Origin of the sequence: Halobacteriovorax sp. (assembly GCF_041587335.1) — a bacterium.
Taxonomy (GTDB): Bacteria; Bdellovibrionota; Bacteriovoracia; order Bacteriovoracales; family Bacteriovoracaceae; genus Halobacteriovorax.
Genome location: NZ_JBFGYP010000039.1, coordinates 1 through 23,438 on the forward strand (window position 1 = coordinate 1; position 23,438 = coordinate 23,438).

Annotated in this window: 20 protein-coding genes and 1 pseudogene; 12 read left to right on the forward strand and 9 right to left on the reverse strand. The window is 35.9% G+C overall.

The features are described 5' to 3' along the window. Positions 1-14: 14 nt before the first annotated feature. On the forward strand, positions 15-497 hold the full coding sequence (locus tag ABX784_RS07840) for a hypothetical protein (protein WP_372654468.1): 483 nt from the start codon (positions 15-17) through the stop codon (positions 495-497). Here the strand turns inward: ABX784_RS07840 and ABX784_RS07845 are convergent. From ABX784_RS07845 to ABX784_RS07865, 5 genes are all read right to left on the reverse strand, one after another. Then, positions 487-648, reverse strand: coding sequence for a hypothetical protein (locus ABX784_RS07845; protein ID WP_372654469.1), 162 nt, complete (start codon positions 646-648; stop codon positions 487-489). The genes ABX784_RS07840 and ABX784_RS07845 overlap by 11 nt on opposite strands. Positions 649-731: 83 nt before the next feature. Next, a complete protein-coding gene (locus tag ABX784_RS07850) occupies positions 732-965 on the reverse strand; it encodes a hypothetical protein (protein ID WP_372654470.1) in 234 nt (77 codons plus the stop codon). 340 nt (positions 966-1,305) lie between these two features. Next, positions 1,306-2,199, reverse strand: a complete 894-nt coding sequence (locus ABX784_RS07855) for an ankyrin repeat domain-containing protein (protein WP_372654471.1) — start codon at positions 2,197-2,199, stop codon at positions 1,306-1,308. 9 nt (positions 2,200-2,208) lie between these two features. Beyond that, positions 2,209-3,537 (reverse strand): D-alanyl-D-alanine carboxypeptidase, encoded by a 1,329-nt coding sequence (locus tag ABX784_RS07860; RefSeq protein WP_372654472.1) that lies wholly within the window; start codon positions 3,535-3,537, stop codon positions 2,209-2,211. A 109-nt stretch (positions 3,538-3,646) separates the two neighbouring features. Further along, on the reverse strand, positions 3,647-4,288 hold the full coding sequence (locus ABX784_RS07865) for a MarC family protein (protein WP_372654473.1): 642 nt from the start codon (positions 4,286-4,288) through the stop codon (positions 3,647-3,649). 120 nt (positions 4,289-4,408) lie between these two features. Between ABX784_RS07865 and ABX784_RS07870 the strand changes: the two genes are divergently transcribed. Beyond that, positions 4,409-5,569: a hypothetical protein gene (locus ABX784_RS07870; protein WP_372654474.1), complete on the forward strand. Its 1,161-nt coding sequence runs from the start codon at positions 4,409-4,411 to the stop codon at positions 5,567-5,569. Between the two features lie 101 nt (positions 5,570-5,670). Beyond that, entirely contained in the window at positions 5,671-6,606 is a 936-nt protein-coding gene (locus ABX784_RS07875) for a hypothetical protein (protein ID WP_372654475.1), read from the forward strand. A 27-nt stretch (positions 6,607-6,633) separates the two neighbouring features. Here the strand turns inward: ABX784_RS07875 and ABX784_RS07880 are convergent, their stop codons facing one another. Beyond that, on the reverse strand, positions 6,634-7,344 hold the full coding sequence (locus ABX784_RS07880; protein WP_372654476.1) for a substrate-binding periplasmic protein: 711 nt from the start codon (positions 7,342-7,344) through the stop codon (positions 6,634-6,636). Positions 7,345-7,607: 263 nt separating this feature from the next. Between ABX784_RS07880 and ABX784_RS07885 the strand changes: the two genes are divergently transcribed. Further along, the gene (locus ABX784_RS07885; protein WP_372654477.1) at positions 7,608-8,906 is read left to right on the forward strand and encodes a S8 family peptidase; all 1,299 of its coding nucleotides are present in this window, start codon (positions 7,608-7,610) and stop codon (positions 8,904-8,906) included. Positions 8,907-8,953: 47 nt separating this feature from the next. Here ABX784_RS07885 and ABX784_RS07890 read toward each other — a convergent pair whose 3' ends face one another. From ABX784_RS07890 to ABX784_RS07900, 3 genes are all read right to left on the reverse strand, one after another. Then, positions 8,954-11,893 carry a hypothetical protein gene (locus tag ABX784_RS07890; RefSeq protein WP_372654478.1) on the reverse strand — a complete coding sequence of 980 codons (2,940 nt, stop codon included), beginning with the start codon at positions 11,891-11,893 and terminating at the stop codon, positions 8,954-8,956. Between the two features lie 170 nt (positions 11,894-12,063). Beyond that, the gene (locus ABX784_RS07895) at positions 12,064-12,774 is read right to left on the reverse strand and encodes a substrate-binding periplasmic protein (protein ID WP_372654479.1); all 711 of its coding nucleotides are present in this window, start codon (positions 12,772-12,774) and stop codon (positions 12,064-12,066) included. Positions 12,775-12,805: 31 nt separating this feature from the next. Beyond that, positions 12,806-13,429: a hypothetical protein gene (locus tag ABX784_RS07900; RefSeq protein WP_372654480.1), complete on the reverse strand. Its 624-nt coding sequence runs from the start codon at positions 13,427-13,429 to the stop codon at positions 12,806-12,808. Positions 13,430-13,651: 222 nt separating this feature from the next. Here ABX784_RS07900 and fusA point away from each other — a divergent pair, with 222 nt between their 5' ends. From fusA to ABX784_RS07940, 8 genes and pseudogenes are all read left to right on the forward strand, one after another. Continuing rightward, entirely contained in the window at positions 13,652-15,814 is a 2,163-nt protein-coding gene (gene fusA / locus ABX784_RS07905; protein ID WP_372654481.1) for an elongation factor G, read from the forward strand. Positions 15,815-15,929: 115 nt separating this feature from the next. Beyond that, complete coding sequence (locus ABX784_RS07910) at positions 15,930-16,793, forward strand: serine protease (protein WP_372654482.1); 864 nt, start codon at positions 15,930-15,932, stop codon at positions 16,791-16,793. Positions 16,794-16,847: 54 nt separating this feature from the next. After that, complete coding sequence (locus tag ABX784_RS07915; RefSeq protein WP_372654483.1) at positions 16,848-19,313, forward strand: hypothetical protein; 2,466 nt, start codon at positions 16,848-16,850, stop codon at positions 19,311-19,313. 10 nt (positions 19,314-19,323) lie between these two features. Continuing rightward, entirely contained in the window at positions 19,324-19,932 is a 609-nt protein-coding gene (locus ABX784_RS07920; protein WP_372654484.1) for a hypothetical protein, read from the forward strand. A gap of 105 nt (positions 19,933-20,037) precedes the next feature. Continuing rightward, on the forward strand, positions 20,038-20,907 hold the full coding sequence (locus ABX784_RS07925) for a serine protease (RefSeq protein WP_372654485.1): 870 nt from the start codon (positions 20,038-20,040) through the stop codon (positions 20,905-20,907). Positions 20,908-21,024: 117 nt separating this feature from the next. Further along, positions 21,025-21,927 (forward strand): LysR family transcriptional regulator, encoded by a 903-nt coding sequence (locus ABX784_RS07930; RefSeq protein ID WP_372654486.1) that lies wholly within the window; start codon positions 21,025-21,027, stop codon positions 21,925-21,927. Further along, entirely contained in the window at positions 21,928-23,145 is a 1,218-nt protein-coding gene (locus tag ABX784_RS07935; RefSeq protein ID WP_372654487.1) for a hypothetical protein, read from the forward strand. It begins immediately after the preceding gene. Between the two features lie 19 nt (positions 23,146-23,164). After that, a pseudogene (locus tag ABX784_RS07940) lies at positions 23,165-23,438 on the forward strand (hypothetical protein); the annotation flags it as partial.

Here is a 23,438-nt window from a genome sequence, read left to right on the forward strand (position 1 = left end):
GGGCGAGGTGTTAGATGAAAAATATTCCTTTAATCGTAGCAATGTTAATGAGTGGAATTAGTCTGGATGCAAAACAGGTTAAGAATATTCATATAAAGACAACGTATAAGCGTTCTAAGAAAATTTGGGGTGTCTACACTTTAAATAAACAAGAATGGTTTCAGGGCAGTAAGAAACACTCCACAGGGGCCAAGGACGATCACGTGCTGATGCGAAAGAAAGGGAGACTAGTCTTTATCTCACCAAAGTTTAAATCTGGTGTCGTTAGCTATGATGTCAGCGAGGTACCTTACAAGCTACGCAAAAAGAATAGCTATAGCGTAGAGAGCTTAAACTTGGAAAAAGTTGAGTACGATGTTGCTCACCTTGCTGCAGATAAAGAGCTGCGAACTACCGCCTTTAACTGCAAAAACAAGTGGAAGATCATCGAATGTACTCATACTCTAACTGAGCAAGATAAAGTAGACTCAATGATGAATAATATATCTAAGAATTAAATCTATTTAACAGTCTATCGTTAAAATTCTTCTCATCTACATTAGAGACTTTTCTCATTTCAAGCTCCATATAAGCTTCGAGCTCATAGGATGTTTGTCTTCGATCAAAAATTGATTTCACAATACTCATAATCATTTTTACAGCTTTCATGGACACTCCAAATTGTTTATATCTGGAAGTATAGTTAGTTATAAAAAAATGTATCGTTAGGATTTGATTAGTGTCTTCAAGATTTAATTAAGAGACTTTTTTAATGCATCCAATAGAATTTTTCTTGGGTTGTGAGAAGTGATGAAAGTTGAGTGCGTAATATCTTTTTGCACATCTTTATCAACTCTCTTAGAGGTTTCTATCTTATTTGTTGGGATATTTTCATTACCAATAAATTTTAAGTTCTGTGTGGCAATAGCATTCATTACGAAAATAAGTGCTACTAAAATTTGTATTTTGATAAGTTCTTTTAACATGAATTATTTGTAACATATTATGACGCGTTGCGCATCGTGTCGTGAATTTATTTCCTATTTAATAACTGGTCTCTTTTTGGCCGGTTCCATTTCGGAACTATTTGTTCTCATTTTCAATATGACACCATCTAACTATCTATTTTTACGAAATATAAAGTTGGCACACGCCTTGCTTATATAAATGTAACCGGTTGGTACCGATGGCCTTGATCAGCAAACTCGTAATTGCTTAAATCCTACCTTAGCCAACCTCTTTATAATGATCCGAATGGGTCTTATCACAAACTACAAATATCCTACCTTACAATTACAATTTTTATTCTGATCAAGGCCCTCCTTTTTATTTAAGGGCCTGTTCTGTTGAAGTATTTCTTGTCTCTCTAGCTAGATCGATGGGTTTCTTCATTTCTATATTCTGAATATCTCTAGTTGCGTTTGATTTTAAGAGGTCTTCTACAATCTCTGTGAAGCCTTGAGAGGCCGCGTAGTGGAGAGCTGTGTTGCCTTGATCATCTTGCACGTTAATTTCAGCGGAGTATTTTAAAAGCACATTGAGGACTTCTCTATGTCCACTTCTTGCAGCATTCATAAGGTGAGTAAAGTGCTTCTTATTCCACATATGATTTGGATTCGCCCCGTTGTCCAGCAGTAGGGTAGCTAAAGTGGCATCTCCAGAAGCGAGAGCAATAGTTAATGAGTCTGCACCTAGTTTGTTTTGTACATTAACGTTGGCACCTTTATCGATAAGGTACTTTATTACTTCATAGTTCTCGCTCGCGGCAGCTTCCATTAATGGAGTGATCATATCTCTATCTGCTATATTTACATCGGCCCCAAGATCTTCTACAAGAAATTTTATATAAGGCAGGGGAGCACCGAAAGAGGCCCTTGTCAGAAGCGTTCTCCCATCCTCTTGGGAATAGTCGTTAATTTTCTTTCTTATATTTTCTTGCTTAAGAAGTGTCTCTTTGAACTTTTTTAAGTCACCCTTTTGTAAAAGTTGGTCAACTTGGTAAGTGAAAGGAAGACTCTCAAAACTTTGCAACTCTTCAGTTGTAGAGATTTGCTCAATGACTTGGTCTATTTGATCTTTCTCTTCATGGGAGTGATCGCTATGAGAATGTGTTGAGTGCTGTGTGTGTGTATTTTCTGGAAAGTAGACGATCCTAACAGTGACAACTAAAAGAATTATAGTTGTCACTAGAAAGAATGCTTTAAAGTATTTTAGTTTCATTCACATATTCTATCTCATAACCTCGTAAGCAGGGAAGAAAAATTCTTTTTGATAGTCTACCTTTTGAGCGCCACCATATGTTTTAACTAATTGCTCAACTATTTCATCTTGAGATGCTTTTGCGTGACCTTTCCAGCCTCGCATTTGATGAAAGACTCCAAAATATTGTCCTCCATCTATAGCACTCACTTTTCCTGCGAGAGCAGATGTGTGAAATAAGGTTCCTGTTTTAACCATGATTGAGTCTTTCACGTTAGGTGAAAGAAACCTTGCTCTTATCGTAGACTGGGTTGGACCAGTCTTATCGATATCACTGCCAGATACTGCTACAATTTTTTGTAGAGACTTACCAACTTCATCAAGTTTCTTATCCATCTCTTCGATTATCTTTACAATAATTGAACAAGTTGCATAATTATCTAGCCTGACTTTATTTTTATATTCAGGTAGTCCTGATCCTGAGTAGAGTTTAATACTTTTCTCATCCTTCTCGAACTTTAACCTATCAACATCTAAGTTAGGTAACCATAGCTGAATTTTCTCACCGATAAATTTATCAAATTCAATCTCACCACCAAGTTTATTAAATACTTGGTCAGCAATGAAGTTATTAGATTTAATATTCATTGCTTTTAAGTACTTAACAATAATTGGTGATAAATGAATGACCTTCTTAGCGTTTTCATTCTCTGCCAGAGGGTTTTCATCAACAAATGAAACTGACTTAACAGATAAGTTTAAATCTTCTAAGTCTTCTCTTATTTCTAAGTGGTCAATTACTTCAACTGGGGTTGATTGAATAAAGCTCTTATAAGCGGCCTTCAGTAGGTTCCAGTCTGGAGTGTGAAAGAAGTCTTTCAAATTCGTCGCTGTACGATTATTCGTCATCTTTAAAATACTACCAGTGTATCCCTCAGAGTTTGAATAAACGATGACATTCTTATCAAATGTAATCTTATCTAGTTCGTGAATTCCTAGGTTATTTAACTGAGAGAGCAGAAAGAATAACTTTCTCTTTGAGTAAATAGGATCAAGATCTCCAACAATGTGAAGATGTTTTCCTTCTAGGTAAAACTCACTCTTATATTGATAGTCCACGCCCAGTTTCTCTAGCGCCCAATAGCTGGTCACTAATTTGGATACCGAAGCTAGCCTTATCTTCATATTAGGATTAGAACCCTTTACTTCACCACCTTCATTTGCATAGCAAAATGAATGGTACTTAGGTGTCAGATTATAACTCGCTAGTATAGATTCCCAGTCCGTTTTAAGGTCTGCCATTGTGGGGTTTATGGTCGTAAGTAGTAGAGCACTACCCGTCACCAGTTTTTTTATCATTTCTCTACTCCTAAGTTGTTTTGAGCAGTGAACTTATGTCTTAAATAAACAGGGATGACAAGGTGTGTTATAAAAATTACTCTATAGTAAGATTCTATCTAAAATGTAGCTAAATACCCTTAAGTATTGGAAGAATCTCTTTTATTCCCCCAATAATCATCTCAATTGAGATAGCTAAAAGAATAATACCCATGATTCTGGTCATAACATTTTGTCCAATTGTTCCTAGCTTCTCTCCGATTCTTTTAGAATAGGCGAGAATAAACCTTACTAAGATACCAATTAGTATGACTGAGGAGATCGCTCCAACCCAATGAAGTGGACTAGAGAAAGATTTTGCGTGAATAATAGAGGTTGAAATTGCACCTGGTCCTGATAGGAGAGGTATTGCTAGGGGAACAATTCCAAGCTCTCTTAAGTCCTGCATCTCTTCAATTTCAGTATCGTTAATTTTTGCATTAGAAGATGTTGCCTGGATCATACTAAATGCCATGGAAGAGAGAAGTATGCCACCACCAATTGTAAATGAAGCAATACTAATTCCAAAGAACTCTAGAACATATTGTCCTGCAACTAAACTCGTTATAATTGTAATAATAACTGCTATGGAACAAGACTGAGCAATCTTAACAATTTGAGACTCACTATTTCTTTTAGTGAGGTCCAAGAAGATTGGAATAATACCAATTGGATTTAAAATTGAAATCAGTGTTATTGAAAACTTCAATGTATCTTCAAATGCCTGGTACATATACAATTCCTATTTAAGAGAACTTTTTTCTCTTTATGTAAAATTAAAAATTACTTCCTAACTCTCTTATAGGCGCTACCGAATAGTTTCACAAGATGAAGAATATATTTCGGAGGTAGCGTGAAAAAAGGGATAGTATTACTCGGTTTTCTTTTATTGTGTCAGTCAACAAGTGCTATGGGCCTTTTTAAGTCTAGAGCGCCAGAGCCTGAGCCTGATCCTCCTGTTCAAACACCTGTAGATCCTCCCGTTTCTACTAATCCGGAGCCGCAACCGGATCCTATTGGTACCACGCCAACTGACTTTTTAGAAGTTGCCGAACAAGTAGGTGACGAGGTTGATTCGTATTTTGGTAACTATGGTGCATTATCAGAAATAAGAATAGAGTCTCATGAAGCTGCAAGTGATTACTGCGAAGTAGACTTAGATAGCTATAATAATTTTAGTCAGAGAATTAGCTACTTTGTTGAATCACAATTGGAAAACACTCGAACTCATCTGTCAGCGCTTGCTCCTTATTATGGTATTCCTTCAACTAATGATGATCACCTTCTTTCTGGTCTTGCTCAAAGACCACTATGTCACTCTACGAATAGTTCCCTTACAAGAACTTTGAAGAAGTCTTCTCGAGTTCCATCAAGCGCAGTGATCAGGAAGCTTAATGCATTTGAAGATAAGGTAAATGGCCTTAGAGATAAGATGATTGAGGGAGATGAAGATTCAAAAATGCAACTAATTAAGACTTGGTCAAAGTTTTTCTCTTGTCTTGCCTATACAGAATCTCTTTCAACAGCTGATACATCAAGTAGTAAAAGAGTTGCAGCAAAATATGAAAATAATAACTACAGAAAGCCAGCTGGAGTTAAGTTTTACGAAGACCCTTATCAAGATGAAGCTTCGAAATTAAATATTGGACTATTTCAATTTACACCAAATGGTGGTGGAAATATAAATCCATGTTTAAGGTCTTGGAATAATCGTTATCCAAGTTGTGCAGTAGATACTAAATCTTCTAAAAGTAAGCTTATCGAAGTCTTTGGGTCAGCTTATCAAACAATGAATGCTTTCTGTGGAGTTAATAAAGTTGTTCAAACTTTCTCTATACAGCTAAACTCTTCAAAGAGTACTGCTGTACATCCAAGTAACAGTAGTGTGTCTAAGGCGGATAGGTGTGTATCTCCATGGATTTATTCTGGTTATGCTTATAACCACTTTGGGCCTTTGATGAACTCTACAGGTTCAAATCTTAATAAGTTAATTAGCTGTGTAAACAGTGATTAAGGTATAAAGACAAAAGTGTCGTAATCTAATATTATTTACAATTGGATTGCGCGTAGCGTTTCCCCGGTATATAAACCTCCAAGTTAATCCTTGGAGGATTTATGAACCTAGCTCAATTAAGAACAATCATTCTTACTACATCGATTCTTACAATTCCTGTACAGGCCAGTGTTATAGATTCTTTCATGGCAAAGTATATGACAAAGGTTTTTTCTAATGGTCACGGTGAGGGGCTACCTTTAAAGGTAGGAGAGTTATCCGAGGGGACTGAGTATAGAGAAAGGTTTATCTCTAAGATGGGAATTGAGTCCTACGAGAAAAATGGCATAACGATATTTAAGGGAAATAATAAGGGACTTGGACTAGTGAAAAAGTCCAACGAGAATGAGCCTGCTTTTGATCTTATTCTAAGTAAGAAAAACTACAGTTCACTCTATTCGTGGAAGAACGGAAAAAAGTTTATTAAGGCGCTTAAAGGTTATACTAAAAAACACGGTTGCATTCCTAAGATTGTTTCAACTTCACATGGCTGGAGAAGTGAAGGTCGAACTGGTGAGGGGCATGGACTTTCTGGGAAGTCTGGTTTTAATGGTATCTATGTTGACTACGCTCATGGTCCAGAGAAGATAGCAAAGAATGGCTCACGTACTTTTAGAGATCACTTAGATAAGGAATTAAAGAAAGGGACTGTAAAATTTTGCGGAACTTGTATCGCTCAATTCTATGCTTGTAATGTTTCTACTTACTTTGCAGACTCTTTTACAAAAATGTCAGGTTGTCAGACTGTTGTAGCGACAGGTCAAAATTCTCCCTATTTTCAAAAAGTAGATGCTGATGGAAGTTACAGAACTATTGAACTTGGCTCTCATTATTGGAAATCTGCTGCAGGAGCATGGGAAGAGAGACAAACAGAAGAGATGACTCAAAATAATGAGAGGAAGGCCACTTGGTATAGGTCAACTCCTGTTAAGAACTCTCATGGGGAAGTTATTGATGTTGTAAAAGAAAACTTGGGTGAGCTATATATTGCGATTTAAAGTAAGTAGTATGTTCTCTTGCTGATATTATCCGCATTTTTCAGTATAGACACCCTTATACTTTTTTAGAATATTTTTATATTTTCCATTTTTTCTAATATTATTCAACCCTTTATTAAATGTGTCTCTTAGGTCTTTATTGTTAAACCTTAAGACCCTTGGTGTTGGTTTTAAAAGATTGAAGGCTCTATAGTTATCTTTTGAAATATTGTCCTTGAGTGCCTGTGCCATGAAAATATTGATATCTGAAATAGCAATATCTGTCCTCTCTAGATGAAGTGCTTTGGGTTGAAGAAGTTGATTTATATTTTGATTGTATTCAGAGGCAAGTTCAGTAGCATTAGCATACTCTTTCCCTAGTGACTCCTTCGCCGTCTTAAATGCCCAAACTCTTTTACCTGCAAAGTCTTTAAAACTACTCACTTTAAGATTTCTTTTTCGAAGAGTAATTGCACAGTCAATGTAACTCATGACAACTTTAGAAGAGAATATTTTTTCACTATCTGTATAGTAGTTATTGATCTTGTTTGAACTAATCGCATCAATGTCATTGTCAATTAGAAGACTGAATGATCTCTTAAAGTTAATATCAATATGGCTGAACTTCTTATAGCCTTGATCTATAAATGCTTCTTTTATGAGATCAATTTCTACTCCTGAGAATGTCTCTTTGTAGAGATAAGGATTTAGAGAAGTTGTTGTTCCAATTCTTATAACTTGTTTAGGGGGGCTTGCCATAACTATAGAGCTTAAAAGAATTGATATGAGAGCTATACAATGAATAGCATTATCCGAAATCGACTTGAAAAGAATTTTTAATATCTTCAATGTGAACCACTTTATAATTGTTGAGCATCTAGTTTATTCTAGGGAGAATTTATTTACAAGAGTCTTTTATTTCTTGAATTCTTTTGTCGGCTTTTAAATGTCAGAAATTATGTGATGCAATTTCTCAATTATATTCATAGAATTATTAAGTAAACATAAACAAAGGAATTGTTTTGATAAAGATAACTTCAGTAGTTACTTCACTATTTATTGGTGCAAGTGTAATGGCCTCTTCTCCAAAGTTTCATCAAGGAAGATTAATTGTTAAAATAAAAGAAGGAAGTCAGCTTCCATCAAGTCATTTGATCAAATCATCAATGCATCTTTTTAAGAGTACATATATTTTAAGAACTACTAATGTTCTAGAACTAGAGCGTGAGCTTAGGGGACTAGAGTCAATTACTTCTGTAAATAAGGATTTCTATGCAAATAGGGAAGAGCTTCCTCAATCTGTAAATCCACATAAAGTAGCTGCAGGCTTCAACAAGGGGTCTGGTCCTTTTAATGATCCTAAAGTAAGTAAGCTTTGGGGGTTTAAGCCTTCCAAAAATAAGGGAATGAATGTCTTTGCTGCCTATGAAAATTATGACAATTCACAGTCAGAGAAAATTATAGTTGCTGTAGTTGATACAGGAGTTGACTATAATCATGAAGATTTAAAAGATGTAATGTGGACAAACCCTGGTGAGATTGCAGGCAATGGCATTGATGATGATGGAAATGGTTATATCGATGATATTCATGGAATAAATACTCTTGTAAGAGACTCTGAAGGAAAGGCGACTATGGACATTATGGATGGACATAGCCATGGTACACATGTTTCAGGAACTATTGCAGCAAAACAAAATAATGGATTAGGTATTGCTGGAGTAGCCTCTAATGTAGAAATTATGGGAATTAGAACAGTTCCAAATGTATCAGATGAAACAGATGTCGATGTTGCCGAAGCATTTATCTATGCAGCTAAAAATGGAGCAAGAGTAATTAATTGTTCATTTGGAAAGTCACATAATGAAGGTGGAGATCTAGTAAAAGAAGTAATAGACTTTATTGGCACTGAGTATGGTGTACTTGTTGTTGCGGCCTCTGGAAATAGCTCTCAAAATATTGATAAGCGTTTAACATACCCAGCATCATTTGAGTCAGAGAATTTACTCGTTGTTGCTTCAAACTCAAAGTGGGGAATGTCATACTTTTCAAATTATGGAACTAAAAATGTTGATGTAATTGCACCTGGGTCATCAATATATTCAACAGTTCCTGGTAATAGATACTCATCAATGTCTGGCACTTCTATGGCATCTCCAAATACTGCAGGAGTTGCGGCAGAGATCCTTTCAAGAAATCCTAATTTATCGGCCTTACAGCTAAAAAATATTATTATGGATACAGTAAGTAAGAGTAGAAGCTTTTCTACAAAAGTTGCTTCTGGTGGTCTTGTAGATTTAGCCTCAGCTGTTAATCAATAACTTCTATAAATAGGCCACCAGTTCTGGTGGCCATATCTTCTAATCGTCTATGGTGCAACGACTGTCACAGTTTCTGATATAGTTCTCCCTAAATTAGGGTTATCAATTGAAAATGTTAAAATATCATTTGTGGCCTGCGTTCCAGTCAGAGTACAGTTAAAAAATGTATAGTCACTTGAAGAGAAGTTACAAGTTGGAGGAGCTACTCCAGTTGAGGTTACATTAATTTGTGCTCCAGGGTAAACTCCAGATACAGTGCCCGTAATAGTACCCGTGTCTCCTGATTGAATAGAAGGAAGAGGGTCAAGAATTAAAGGAGCATGTTGTTGATTACCAATTAATCTCAAGCTTCCTTTATTTTGACCACCACCTATCGACTCATTCGTTGTTACTAAGACATCATTAAAGGGCTGTGATAATTGGACCGATTCAGGAATAGAGAAGTTAAACTTTGTTCCTTCCTCTAAAGCTATCTGTGATGTTGCCGGTGTCCCATCTATATTTTCAATTGTGTCAGCTTGAATTGAAATAGCACTAAAGTTTGTATCCCAGTCTATACCTATACAAGATGTTGAACTCGTAAAGTTATACGGCATATTGTAGGCAGAAGTCTGGTTGTGGGCATATACATAGCCTATAGAGTTTGGATAAAGGGAAGTCGCATCACCTTGTAAGAAGTCATGTAACTCTGCCTCATCAACTAAACAGCCCTGAGCTCCAGCATTTCTTGAGTTCCAGTCATCAAAGAAGTCCATTGTTCTAGTGTAGGCTTGATAGGTTACATTTGGTCCAAAACCAGATAGTAATCTTGGGTCTTGAAGACTCATTGGCGCCATATTGGCCGGAACTGTATCTATCAATTTAGAAAAACTTAAAGTGTTCATCCCTAGTGTTGAAGGAGCGAAAGGTGGAGCAGTGTCATACCCAGTTGCTGCTACAAAAGAGCCATCATAGTTGTATTTATTCTTTGTCGGAGTATCTGCGACAAAATCAATTGGTATTGATAAAAGTTCAGACTGAGTAAAGTTTCTAGCAGAAGTATAAATATTTGTACCTGTCACTTGTGCTGCGTAGATGTCTCCCTGATTATTAGAGTTTACTATGTCGTTATAGTTTCTGACTGTCCAAAGCTCAAAAGTATTTGATGAATTATTGTTTTGAAAATAGATCCATTCTTTTCTTTCACTTAGATTTGAAGCTTCATTATTTTTATCATGCACTATATATTCAAACTTTAAGTCATCAGCTGTCTGAGCGTCGTAGTAGGCTTCAATTGAGTGCTCATGCTCTCCATTATCGTCGTCATGCTTCGCTCTATAGAATCCAGCTAGAGTGTTTCCAGAGCAGTTAAATTCATAAAACTCAGTTATAGAGCCCTCTTGATATAGTGCTACTCTTTTTTCAAAGACATTTTTATATGGGTAAGTTCCACTTGATATCATCCATTCGGGCATAGGAACTTTTCCGGTTGAGAATCTTAGCTCTACAGTGTCACCTTGGTCTAAATTATGAGTATAGTTTCCTGATGTTGGGATTTCTGAACATGTAGCGTATCCGGCCTTAAATATTAGTGCACCTAGGTAAGTATGATAGGCCTGAGCTATTTCACCATAAGTTCCAGTGTCTCTTCTATCTACTTCCTCAACCGCTCTTCCATGATCTATATTTGCTGAAGAACTAATTGGTACGCCTATAGCAAAAGGTGCCGTTAAACCTACTGCTATTAATTCTGACCCTAATCCACTCGCTGCAAGTTCATTGTTGATTGCATTTACAATATCATCTGTATTTGTGAATGTAGGTACTGAGTCAATTTGATCGCAATAGTTAACTGTTAAATTTCTAGATGCAGCAGTGTATGAAGTTGTTATTGCACACTCAGTTCCACTGTAACTGAAGTTAAAATTCATTCCGTTATATTGATCAGTGTTGTTCACTGTTTCGATTGATAAAAACGCAGTCGAGTTATCACTTATATCCATAGTCTTCCCTTTAGAACCTAAATTCCAATAGGGCCTAAGGTCAGTTGATCCAACTATGCCAAGAAAGCTGCTTCTTGTATTTTGGTAAGCTCCACCCGAGCTATCAGAGCTTGTAGGGTCGTCATAGCGATTATTGAAGTTTTGAAAAGGGAGTAGCATACCGCTATTTTCAAAAGTATTTTCAGCACTACCTAAGTAGTTATCAGCAAAGAAAAAAGAAGTTGTCCCTGAGCCTGCTGTTGCATGAATTATTGAATCAGAGTTCGCTGCAGAGTTGTTTTGAAATACGTAAGCTGCTTCAAACTCATCACTATTACAATTCAAACTCTCATAAGCAAGTATTGCAAATGGGAAGTTATTATTATCGTTAAGCGGTAGTTTATAGTTTGTTGAATAATCTGAAACTCTAAGGTCAGTAGAGCTAATGCATCCTGAGGATAAGCTTGGAAGGTTAATGTTCTCTGGTAGCTTTCTACCTTTGAATATAATTCTGTAGCTTAAATTATTTCCTTGTTTAAAAGGTGTAGTAGAGCATGAACTATACTCATCTGAGATACCGTCAAAATTAGAGCATGCCATCAGTTTAAGATTATGAAATTGATTACCATTTAAATTTGCTGGTCTAGAGAATAATGGGCTAGAACAAGTTGATGTACTAAGATTTAGGTTAATTACAACTTCTTCACCGCTTACACTTGCACTCGCGAGAGCACATCTGTTAGTTCCTGTCAGAGGACCGTTACCATTTTCATTTTCCCATGTTATTGCCGAGAAATTCCAATCTCCTTGAGAAAGTTCAATGTCTGCGGCTTCACTTCCAACTTGAAGTCCCATTTGGAAAGAGTCTCCTGCCGAGCTCTTACCTGTAATAATGGCACCACCAGATGTTACAAGTGATGATGTAACTGCAGACGAGAGCAATAAAAGTTTTGCTGGTGTACCACTACCTTTTTTAGAGCAGGCGGTAGTAAGCAAAAAGATTGTTAGAATGACAATTTTCTTCATGGGGTATTTCCTTATTAACCATATAGACTATTAAGTTTATCGGTCTTCATAGGATAATCTTTATTTATGAAAAGATTAAAAATGGAGGCAACCCATTGATATTTAGATGTGTTAAGTAGTAGTTATGGCACTAATAATGGTCATAATGAAAAATTAATATAATCTTTAGGTTACTTTTTAGGGGATGGGGAACCTATGAAGTTGTTGAAGGCCTTCATAAAGCGACTTAATTCTTTTCTCTTTGAAAAGGCAAAGTAGCCTTTTTGGCTGGAGAGTTCTGGAGATAGAATTTTAAACTTAGTGATATCTATAAAGTCTGTTTTAATGTCTTCGGTGTAGCTTCTCTTGTGGATGATGATGATATCTAGTCTTTCGAGCTGTAACATCTGAAGCAGTTTATCTGTGGATTCAGCATAGGTGACTTGGAGTTTCGATTTATACTTTTCATATATTTTGCCTAGGGCCCAGCCTCTAACTACTCCGACTTTTAAGTTTACAAGAGAGCTTAGGTCTCCGCTCCATTTAACTTTCTTATCTCTTAAGGTCACAAGAATGATCTGGTCCTCATAGAAGTGGTCATCAGTGAAGTTCATAAATTTTTCACGTTCAACTGTCTTATACGGACCAATTAGAATATCTGCCTTTCCCTGTTTTACCATTTCAGTTGCTCGAACCCATGGGTAGAGAGTGATTTCGTATTTGAAGTTTAACTTCTTAGAAGCTCTTTCAATGATTTTTACAGCGCTACCTGTTAGAGCGCCATCTTTGTCATAAGTAAGGATATTAGGAAAACTTGAGCCTACAAATTGATAAACTATAGGCTCTTTGGAGAGTGTTTTAATAGAAAAGCAAATGAATGTAAGGATTAAGACTATTTTCATCTGCTATAAGGCCTTATTTATTATATTTACTTTAATCGTCTAGGTGGTCCCAATCGATATCTTTACCAATTGTAACACCAGAAATAGACTGGGGTTTATCTTTTTTAATAAATGGGAAAGATACTGTCTCAACTCCATCAAACTCTTCTTCAAAAGCAATTGTAATCGTTTTTGGCATATTTTCTTGTAGAGTTGTAAGGAAGTAGTTCTTTGGAAGACTTGCCATGATATCTTCTTCTCCATCCTCTAGGTCAATAAATTCCATAGGCTTAGATGAAGTGTTCTTGACAATAATGGCACCTTTTAGCTTCTCTGGTTTGATATCTTTAGTTAGGTTCCATGACCCAATATGAAAGAAGTCCAAAAAGAACATAGATTTACCGTATTTTAGCTTTCTTGGAACAAGTAAGGACTGTAGGAATTTTCTTGTAGATGGATCTTTTGATTTCTTGGCCAATTTATCAGCAAGTTGACTGTCTTCTATTCTAAAGATGTAAGCTCCTGGATTCTTTGTAGATTGGAAGAGAATATACTGAAAAGCTATACTGAAAAGAGTGAATAATTTGTGTTGATCTAGATGAATGTGAGGAATTTCACACTCAACTAGGGTTTTTACCGATTCGTATAGGTCTTCTTTGCTTAAGTCGCCTTTCATAAAAAAATTACGTCCGTCTTTAGAATTTAAATATTAGTGTGTTGCCTTAATTAAGGATTATGTAACGTATTGTCAATGAGGATGGAGAGAAAGTGCAATAAATTTCTGGATTTGCTTCAACTTGCCGATTGACTCATGCCCTTAATTTCTTTAAGATGCCACATTAAAATATACATTTTATTATTATAAATTTGTCAAAATATAACCTCAATTGGAGCAGACATGATCAACAACAAATTGATGGCGAAAACTAGAAATATTGGTATTTCGGCACACATTGACTCTGGTAAGACAACACTTACTGAACGTATTCTTTTTTACTGTGACATGATCCACAAGATCGAAGATGTTCGTGGTGGTGGTGCTGGTGCAACAATGGACCACATGGAACTAGAGAAAGAAAAAGGTATTACAATTACTTCAGCAGCAACGACTGTATTCTGGAAAGGTATTTCTGGAAAAGGTACAACTTTTGCTGATGGAATTGATAAGGATACTAAAGTTAATATTATCGATACTCCGGGTCACGTTGACTTCACTGTAGAAGTTGAAAGATCTCTAAGAGTTCTTGATGGTGCTATCTTAGTTCTTTGTTCTGTTTCTGGTGTTCAGTCACAGTCAATTACTGTTGATAGGCAAATGAAGCGTTACAATGTTCCAAGACTTGCTTTCTTAAACAAGATGGACAGAATGGGAGCAAGTGCTTTCAATGGTAGAGATGCTTTAGTTGAAAAACTAAACCACAACGCTGTACTTATGCAATGTCCTATTGGAGCTGAAGAAGGTTTCAATGGTGTTGTAGATTTAATTACTAAAATTGCTTACTACTTTGATGGTGACAACGGTGAGATTATCAGACAAGAAGAATGTCCTGCTGATCTAGTTGATAAAGTTGAAGAACTACGTTCTGAAATGATTGATAAAGTTGCTGAGTATGATGATGAAATCATGGAAAACTACCTAGAAGGTAACGAGCCAACTGAAGAAGAACTACATAAGTGTATTAAGACTGGTGTTCAATCTCTTCAATTAACTCCTGTTTACATGGGTTCTGCATTCAAAAATAAAGGTGTTCAGGTTCTTCTTGAAGCAGTTACAAGATACCTTCCTTCACCACTTACTTGTGTTCCTCCTACAGCTAAAACTGAGAAGGATGAAGTTGTTGCAATTTCTCCAGATCCAGCTGAAGAACTACTTGCGATGGCATTCAAAATTACTGATGAGCAATTCGGTCAGTTAACTTATACAAGAATCTACAGAGGAACTCTTAATAAGGGTGAAACTGTATTCAACTCAAGAACTGGTAAGAAAGTTAGAGTTGGTAGAATGGTTAGAATGAACTCAAACGATAGAGAAAATATCGACTCAGCTCACGCTGGTGATATTATCGCAATCGTTGGTATCGACTGTGCATCAGGTGATACTTTTGTTGGTGATTCAGGTTCAATTGGTCTTTCTCTTGAAGGTATCCACGTTCCAATCCCAGTTATCGAGCTTTCAATTTCTTGTAAAGATAAGAACGAGCAAGCTAAGATGTCTAAAGGTCTTGCAAAATTCCTTAAAGAAGATCCAACTTTCCACGTATTCACAGATGAAGAATCAGGTGAAACAAGAATTGCTGGTATGGGTGAGCTACACCTTGAAATTTACGTAGAAAGACTTAAGCGTGAGTTCGGTGCAGAAGTTACTGTTGGTGCTCCTCAGGTTAACTATAGAGAAACAATTAGAACTGAAACTCCTTTTGAGTATACTCACAAGAAGCAAACAGGTGGTTCTGGTCAATTCGGTCAAGTTGTTGGTGTACTTAAGCCACTTGCTGCTGATAGAAAAGAGAAAGACGACCAAGTATTCAAGTTCAACAACGAAATTAAAGGTGGTTCGATTCCTAACGAATTCATCGGTGCCTGTGAAAAAGGTTTCCAAGACGTTATGGATAAGGGTCCTCTTGCTGCATTCCCAGTTATTGACTGTGAAATCTTCTTACAAGACGGTAAGTATCACGATGTTGATTCATCTGATATGGCCTTCAGAATTGCTGCAAGACAGGCGATGAGAAAAGCAATTAATGCTGCTCAGCCAGTTCTTATGGAGCCAATCATGAAAGTTGAAGTTACAACTCCTGATGAGTATCAAGGTGGTGTAATTGGTGACCTTTCTTCTAGAAGAGGGATGATCCAAGGTTCTGAGACAGATCCAGGTGGAGAAATTATTGTTAACGCTGAAGTACCTCTTTCTGAGATGTTTGGTTATTCAAATGACCTAAGATCAATGTCTGCTGGTAAAGCAACTTACACAATGGAATTCTCAAGATACCATGACTGTCCTTCAAGCATCCAATCAGATGTTATGAAAGCAAGAGCTGAGAAGCTTGCAAACGACGATTAGTCTTTAAAGCAAAATCAAAATATATTGAAGGCCTATCCTAGTGATAGGCCTTTTTTTATCCTGTTAAATTTTCAAGAAAGTTCCTGGCACTTATTCTAAGTGCTAGAAAGATTCTATGAAAATACTTCTTATCGTCTTACTTACTTCTCAGATTACTTCTATCTCTGCTCTAGAGAAGGCCATTTATGGAAGTGATGATAGGGTGAGTTACTCAGAAGTTTCTCCGCAGTATCGCAAACTAGGTGATGCAACAGCTGGAATGATTCAATTATCTAAATTAAATGATAAAGGCCGCTACTATGAATTCTCATCAAAAATACTAGGTGAGTTGATGATGGGAAACCAATTTAGAAATGGTTACGTTTGCTCGGATGAGAAATTCTATGCAGAAGAATTACTTCCTGTATGTTCAGGGTTCTTAGTTGGACCTGATACTCTTTTGACTGCTGGTCATTGCGTGACTGGTCCTAAGAGTTGTAAGAAAAATATTTGGAGCTTTGGTTTAGGTCTCTCTAAGATACGCTCTGGAAGAATTTCTAAAAAAGATGCTTATAAGTGTGAGCGGGTTATTAAAAGGGGAATGTCTCCTAGAGATTTTGCTCTTATTAAATTAGATAGAGTTGTTAGTGGAGTCACTCCTTTTAGGATCTCTAGTCGTAGAGAGAGAGTGGGAGATAAAGTTTTTGCGATAGGACACCCATCAAACCTGCCTTTAAAGTTTGCAATGAACGGAAGTGTAAAGTCTCGAAAGAAAGATCTCTTTAAGACAGACTTAGATACATTTGCTGGAAATTCAGGCTCACCAGTTATTTTAAAATCAACTCATGAAGTTATTGGAATCTTAGTAAAAGGTGCCCTAGACTATGAGAAAGACCTCTCAAGAGGATGTTTCATTACTAATAAGTGTTCAATGTACTCTCAAGGAGCAGACTGCTTAGGTGAGAGTGTGACTCCTACATATAGGCTTCTAAGTCACTAGAATTTCACTATAAACTTAAGTAAAAGCTATACTTGACCGATACACTCATGAACTATGAGAAGAATTTATACCTTTTTAGTATTCATACTTACATTTAGCTCTCCAAGTTGGAGTCTTGAGCAGGGAAATATCATCGGCCTAGTCGAGAGTTCTCTCTCAAATATTAACGATCCATTTAGGGTTAAGTGTGGCCAAGAGATTGAAGAGGAAGTGCTATGTCCTCATATGGCAAAGCAGTTTGAGCACGATAGTAAAGTTGGACTTTTCTTTTGGTTGCTAAGTGATTCGCCTTGGGAGAGTTGTAAAAAAACATTACCAAGCATAGAGCACATAACCACTAATGAGTTAGAAGATTCACTCTCAACTTCTAAAGATATAGATTTAGGATTAAAGAGAGATTACTTCTCTAAAATGTTTAATAAATGTTTTGATACAAAACACAAGTCCTCAACTCAAATTGAAAATCAAAAGAAAGTAGCTATATCGATGAGCTACAATTATTTAAATAAAATTGGAGATAATACAAAAGATCTCTCGAAAGAAATTTTAGAAATAAACTCTACTTTGGGTAATGACTTATTAAACGGACTACCGTGTGAGAAGTATATTCTTCCAGAGAATGCACACCTCTGTGAAAAAATTAAAGAGGATGACTGTTCACCTAAGAAAGGACTGAGCAAGTTATCAAATGATCTCTTTGAAGATGCTATTGGACCAATTATAGCAATATCGAAAAAGATAAAAGAAGTCAGGGCCAGATTCTTTGGAAGGTCGGGATCTAAAACTAGAAAAAATAAAATAGACACATTAAAAGCTGGGATTTCATTCATAAAAGCTGAGTACCCATTACTTCAAGGGGATAAGATTTCTAAGTATATAGATAATATAGTAGATGGAACTTTAGAAAATCCAGCACCGAAAAAATTTAAAAGAGTTGTTAAAGACCAACTGATTAGTAATAAAAGAAGAATTACTGAAAGTCTCAATTCAAACTTAAAAATGAGCAATTGTATCATCTACGGTGACAAAGGAAATTGTGATGATTTTGATAAAGACTTTAGAAAAATTCCCTATCAATCAACACCTTTCTCGAGGCATGTCCCTTCAAGTAACCGAATAAAGAGCCTTGCTAGTATGGAGCTTTATCAAGTTCCTGAGTGCTTAGATCGAAGTCGAAACCTTAAGAATGATTTCAATTCTTTTGCAGCTGATACCAGTTTAAATATTGGATTAACAATTTTTACTGGTGGTGCATCCCTTGCGGTTAGGGCCGGACAGCTAGGACGTATTGCTCTTACTTCTAGAGCGGCTGCCCTTGGAGCTGACTCATTATTTCTTTATAAAAGTATTGATGAATCAATAACTTCTTGTAATGAATACTTAAATACTCTCGATAATATCGAGCATGCTCCTTCATCATTTTCATGCCCCTCTAAAGTAAATGATAATATCCACTATGTTAAAAAGAGAGATGTAAATTCTTGTGTGACTGCAGCACTTTTAAACTCTTTGGACGTTCTTCCATTTCTTCCTGTTGTGAGTAGTAAGTTTGCTCGAATTATAGATGATCCACTAACTCCTAATCCTAGTTTTAGAACTACAAAGCAGGAGGGAAAGGTTTTAGGTAGTAGTACATTTAAAAGTTGTATCAACAATATGGGATCAAAAGCTTGTACAGAATTTTCAAAAGAGAACTCTGAGATCATCATTGGGATGCATAAGAAATGTTTTAGCGTGAGCGTGTTAAGATCAAACAAGAGTTTGTGTACTGAATTAGAGACATTTATAAAGAATAATTCAACCTACCGTTTATCGGAGATGATTCCTTCTTCTGCTCGAGGTAAGTCTGTAGTAGTTGAGTTTAATGCTGATAGAGGACATATTACACTAAGGTATTTTAAAGAAGTTGAAGAAAATGGTGAAGCTGTTATGAAAGCTTTTTCCTTTGATGGACCTTCCTGGTTACTTCCTAGAAGAGTTAATAGAAGAACATTCGCTAGTAATAAAAAAGCTGATACTTTTGATAGCTTTGATGAATATGTGCCAGGCTCTCACTACGTAATAGATATTTCACCTCAGCAGTTAGAGACAGTCCACAATGTTGCTAAAAAGGGAGGCTTCTCCAAGGCCTGTACTCATGACGCTCGTATTGCTCTAGATGAGGCCGGTATATTAAGCATGCCAAAAGGTATCTCAAATACATTTAATAAAATAACGATAAAGCAGTTGGCAAAAGATTTAACCACGAAGTACGGACCACCTAAGCAAAGTACTATTAAGGCCCTTGAAGGGGGATTAGATAATTCTAGTGTTGGTTTTTCAAGAGAACAGTGGAGAACATTTGGAGTCACAGAGTTTGGTTGGCTTGTTCTAACTCCTGTCGTTGTTGGCGGTGTCTATCCATCCGGTATTGCTGTTGGAGGAGCGAGTACAGTCGTAATTGCTGATCAAGCAGGAAAAACTATAGTTATGACAAAAGAAAAGTTTAAAAAATTTATAGAAGAATTAAGTAAACTCTAGGAGATTAATAGTGAAGTTGAAAATAATTACTGTATTCTTAATCATAGGTAATTTTACTTATGCAGGAAGTTCTGAAAAATCTTTTGAAGAAATGAAAGATACTGTACAGAAAGTTGATAGTCTAAATATTGCTCGCTCTGGTCCCAACAGTGTTAACTATGATTGTCAGCAATGTATAACTGAAGTGGAATACCTAGAGGCCCTTGCCTTAGATGCTGAAGAAGTAAGTCTAGAGAGGGTCCTATTTTCAAAAGGAACTAAAGACAATACCTTCACCATTCAAAGAACTAAAGATAGTCCAGAGAAAGTCACTATCAAATTTAAAGAAAAAGTTAGAGTTTGTATGAAGACTATTGCCCATAAAAATCCTCTCTCTGGACAGATTGGATTTAGTTGCAGAAACTCGATCTACGAACTAAGAGACGAAAGTATTGAAATTGATTTCTCTGATAGAGAGCTCAAGAGTGATTCTGAGTTTATAAAGGTTAGACTTGTTAAGTTAGACAGCCGAAATAAAGGGTTTATAAACGCTAGCTTTAAAGATGAGTCAGGACGAGGAATAACAAGTAGCGAGAGTGGAACCTTCTTATTTTTTGGGACTAAGTATAACTTAGAGTGAGTAATTTAGGTTAGTTAAGACCACAGTAAAATTTACTTCTTTAAACAGTAGAACCTCTTTTTATTGTATGATGCCGCCTGGAACATACGATAAATGAGGTTTGAAATGATGAAGATTGCTAGTGTACTCTACATAACACTTTTACTTTCTAATACTGCTGGAGCAGTAGGTCCAAAGGCAATCTATGGTACTGATGATAGACATGAAGTTATTAGTTACCCCAATAAAAACATTCAAAAATTAGCAAAGTCTGTTGCAGGTAGAGTGAGCGAGTTCCACCTACATGAATCACCAATTAAGGGATACCAAACATTTAATATGACCTCTTTAGGAGACAGAATTAATGCGTGCCCTGGAGAGAAGTTTAGTGATCAACCATCCCTTATGAGCTGTTCAGGTTTTCTAGTTGGAAAAGACCTACTTGTAACTGCAGGTCACTGCATGAAAACAAGCGACCATTGTCAGTATAATAAGTGGGTATTTGACTACACTGTTGAAAAGTCATTACTAAAGAACGATACGATCTATGGTTGCAAAGGTGTAGTGGCGAGAGGGGAGATTACTCTACCATTAATTGGAACTACAGATTATGCAATCGTACAACTAGATAGAAAAGTAGAAGGTAGAGAACCTCTAAAGTTTAGAACTCGTGGACGAATAAAGAATGGAACTGATGTTCTGCTAATTGGACATCCATTGGGTCTACCTATGAAGATTGCAGATAATGCAACTGTTAAAGGTTCATTTGGAAAGACGTTTAGAACGAACTTAGATGCCTACGGTGGAAACTCAGGATCTCCTGTCTTAAATCAAAAAACTGGACTTGTAGAAGGTATTTTGGTTCAAGGAGACAAAGACTTTAGCTACGGAGATACATGTACAGCTAGTAACTATAGTACTGGTCACGGTGAAGTAGTGTATAAGATCACTCGTCTTAAAGCTTTGCAGAAGCTACAAGAAGAGGGTAAGTTGTAAAATACTTCTGGCCCATCTCTTGGGCCGTACTTTTTACTCCCCCTCGATGATTTTTCTTGAACTAATTATCAATATAAGTTATACCTAATGCTTACTCTTTTTTCTTAAGGAATATATATGATTGAAACTTCTCAGTTACAAACGTTAGTTGCCGTTGCTAGGGCCAAGAGCTTTTCTAAAGCTGCAGAAGACTTAAGTGTTACTCAGTCTGCAATATCTCAGAGTATAAAGAATTTAGAAAATAAAATTGAAGTTAAATTATTCAAGAGATCTGGTAAGAAAGTTGTTCTTACTCCTGAGGGAGAGAAGCTATTTTCACTCGCTTCAAACTTTCTTGGAAACCTTGGTGAAACTTTAGAGGAAATTCAAAATGATAAAGAGAGTATGTCTGGAAAAGTTCGAATTGGTACTCTCACTGGTGTTGGAAAATCATGGCTTGCTCATGAAATGCTAGAGTATGCTAAAAAATGGGAAGATCTTACTGTTCAAATAACTTTAGGTTTTCAAGAAGACCTAGTGAGAGCTTTTGAGAGTTATCAATTAGACTTTCTAATTCTTCCAGAAGAATCACTACCATCAGTAGGTGAGAAGACTCTTCTAAGTGAAGAAGTATCTACTGTTGTTTACCCAAAAGATACGGATTTTGATATTGACCCTGAGAATATAACTTTTGAAGATATCTCAACTCTGCCAACAATTCTCTTTGAACAAGAAGATCATTTACTCCAAAAATGGTGTAAAGATATTTTTGGTAAATTTCCAAAGAAGCTAAACGTACGTTATACAATTAATTCACATGGAAATATGCTTCAAGCTGTTCAACAAGGTATGGGAATGGCCGTTGTTCCTAAACATGTACTGAGCAGGTCATACTTCAAAGATAAAGTTAATACTTTAGGTGAAAAGTTTGAAGTGTCTAACGGAAAATTCTATATTGTCCATCATAAAGGTAGTGAAGAACTATTAAGAGTTCAATCTACTCTGGCAATGCTTACAAACAGCGAAAGTCCATTAAACTAAATGCCTGATTCAATAGACCTAAATGGTTTTTCTGATCTACTTCCTTCTGAGTTAACAGAGTTTATAGAGCTTATTAATGAGTGGGGTTTTGAACTCACTCTTGTTGGTGGAGCAGTCAGAGATTTTTTCCTACACGGTATTCTCTCAAATGATTTAGATTTTGAGATTAGATCCATTAATAAAATTGATGACGAAAAATGGGAATCGACCCTTAGAGACCTATTTAAAAAAATAGAAAATAGAGAAGACACTCAAGTTGAAAAATTAAGATTCAATATTTTTAGAGTAAAGCTTTCGTCTATAGAGTTAGAAATATCGAGCCCACGTATTGAAATCTATGAAAATAATAAAAATGACTATGGTCACTCTGATTTTAAAGTAGAGTTCTCTAGTAACTATTCTCATGAACAATCATTTGCTAGAAGAGATTTCTCTTTAAATGCTATGGGGATAGTGTGTCGTGCAAATGGCGCATTAGATTTTGTAGATCCATTTAATGGAATTAAATCCATTTCGATTAAGGAACTTGATTATCTTACAGATGATTTTTTTAAAGATCCTGTCAGGTTTTTGAGAACATTAAGATTTAAAGTCGCACATAACCTTAGTCTTTCTAGGAGACTGAAAGATAATATTATTTATTTTAATTTAGACAAATTATCTCTGCACTACTTTGTTCAAGAAGGAAAGAAGATTGGCCTAGAAAGGCTAGCGAATGAGATGGATTTTTGTAGAAGAAAGTTTTCTACAAAGTTGCCATTGTGGGCAAGTGAGTTTCATAAGTTTAAAATAGAAGGATTTTCTCGCTGTAATAGTTTACTAGATGTCTTACTTAATTATTCAATTCAAAAAAATATTAGTGATGAAGACCTATTACTTCTTGGAGACTGTTTTAAAATTAAGTTAACAATTGTGAAAAAAGTTATAATGCTCAAATCTTTCAAAGACTTTAATTTAAAAGATTATAAAGAAGAGATGCAAAAAATAAATTTTGAAGATCTTGTTTTAGAAGAAACATTTATTAAAGTTTGTAGATTATTTAAATCTATTGATAAAGTAGAAGAAAGTCTTTTAAAGTTTTTCTTTAATCAGAAAGATATTCTTATTCTAAAAGATACTATCGTCAAAGATGACCTTTTTGAAAAATTGATCCCTACAACAAAGTGTGAGCATATTTCAATGCTAGGAATTTATTGTCATATAATTAAAAAAGATTAATTTCTGATAAGATAAGTGAATGGAAATTGTCTCTTATGCAAAACTAAGTAAAGACATTCAAGAGAAGTATTTAAAAGAGATAAAAGAGATCTTCTTTGAGTGCAGCTCTGTCAAAGTCTTTAAAGATGATGAACATAGAGAAAGTTTTTTTAACAAGTGGTGTGGTGATTACCTCGCGTTGTCTCCTCAATCATTTTTCATTTATTTGATTAACGATAAAGTTGCTGGCTATCTCTCAGGTTATATAGATTCTAAATCTGCTCTTGAGAAGTTTTTAATTCCTGGTCCTGAGA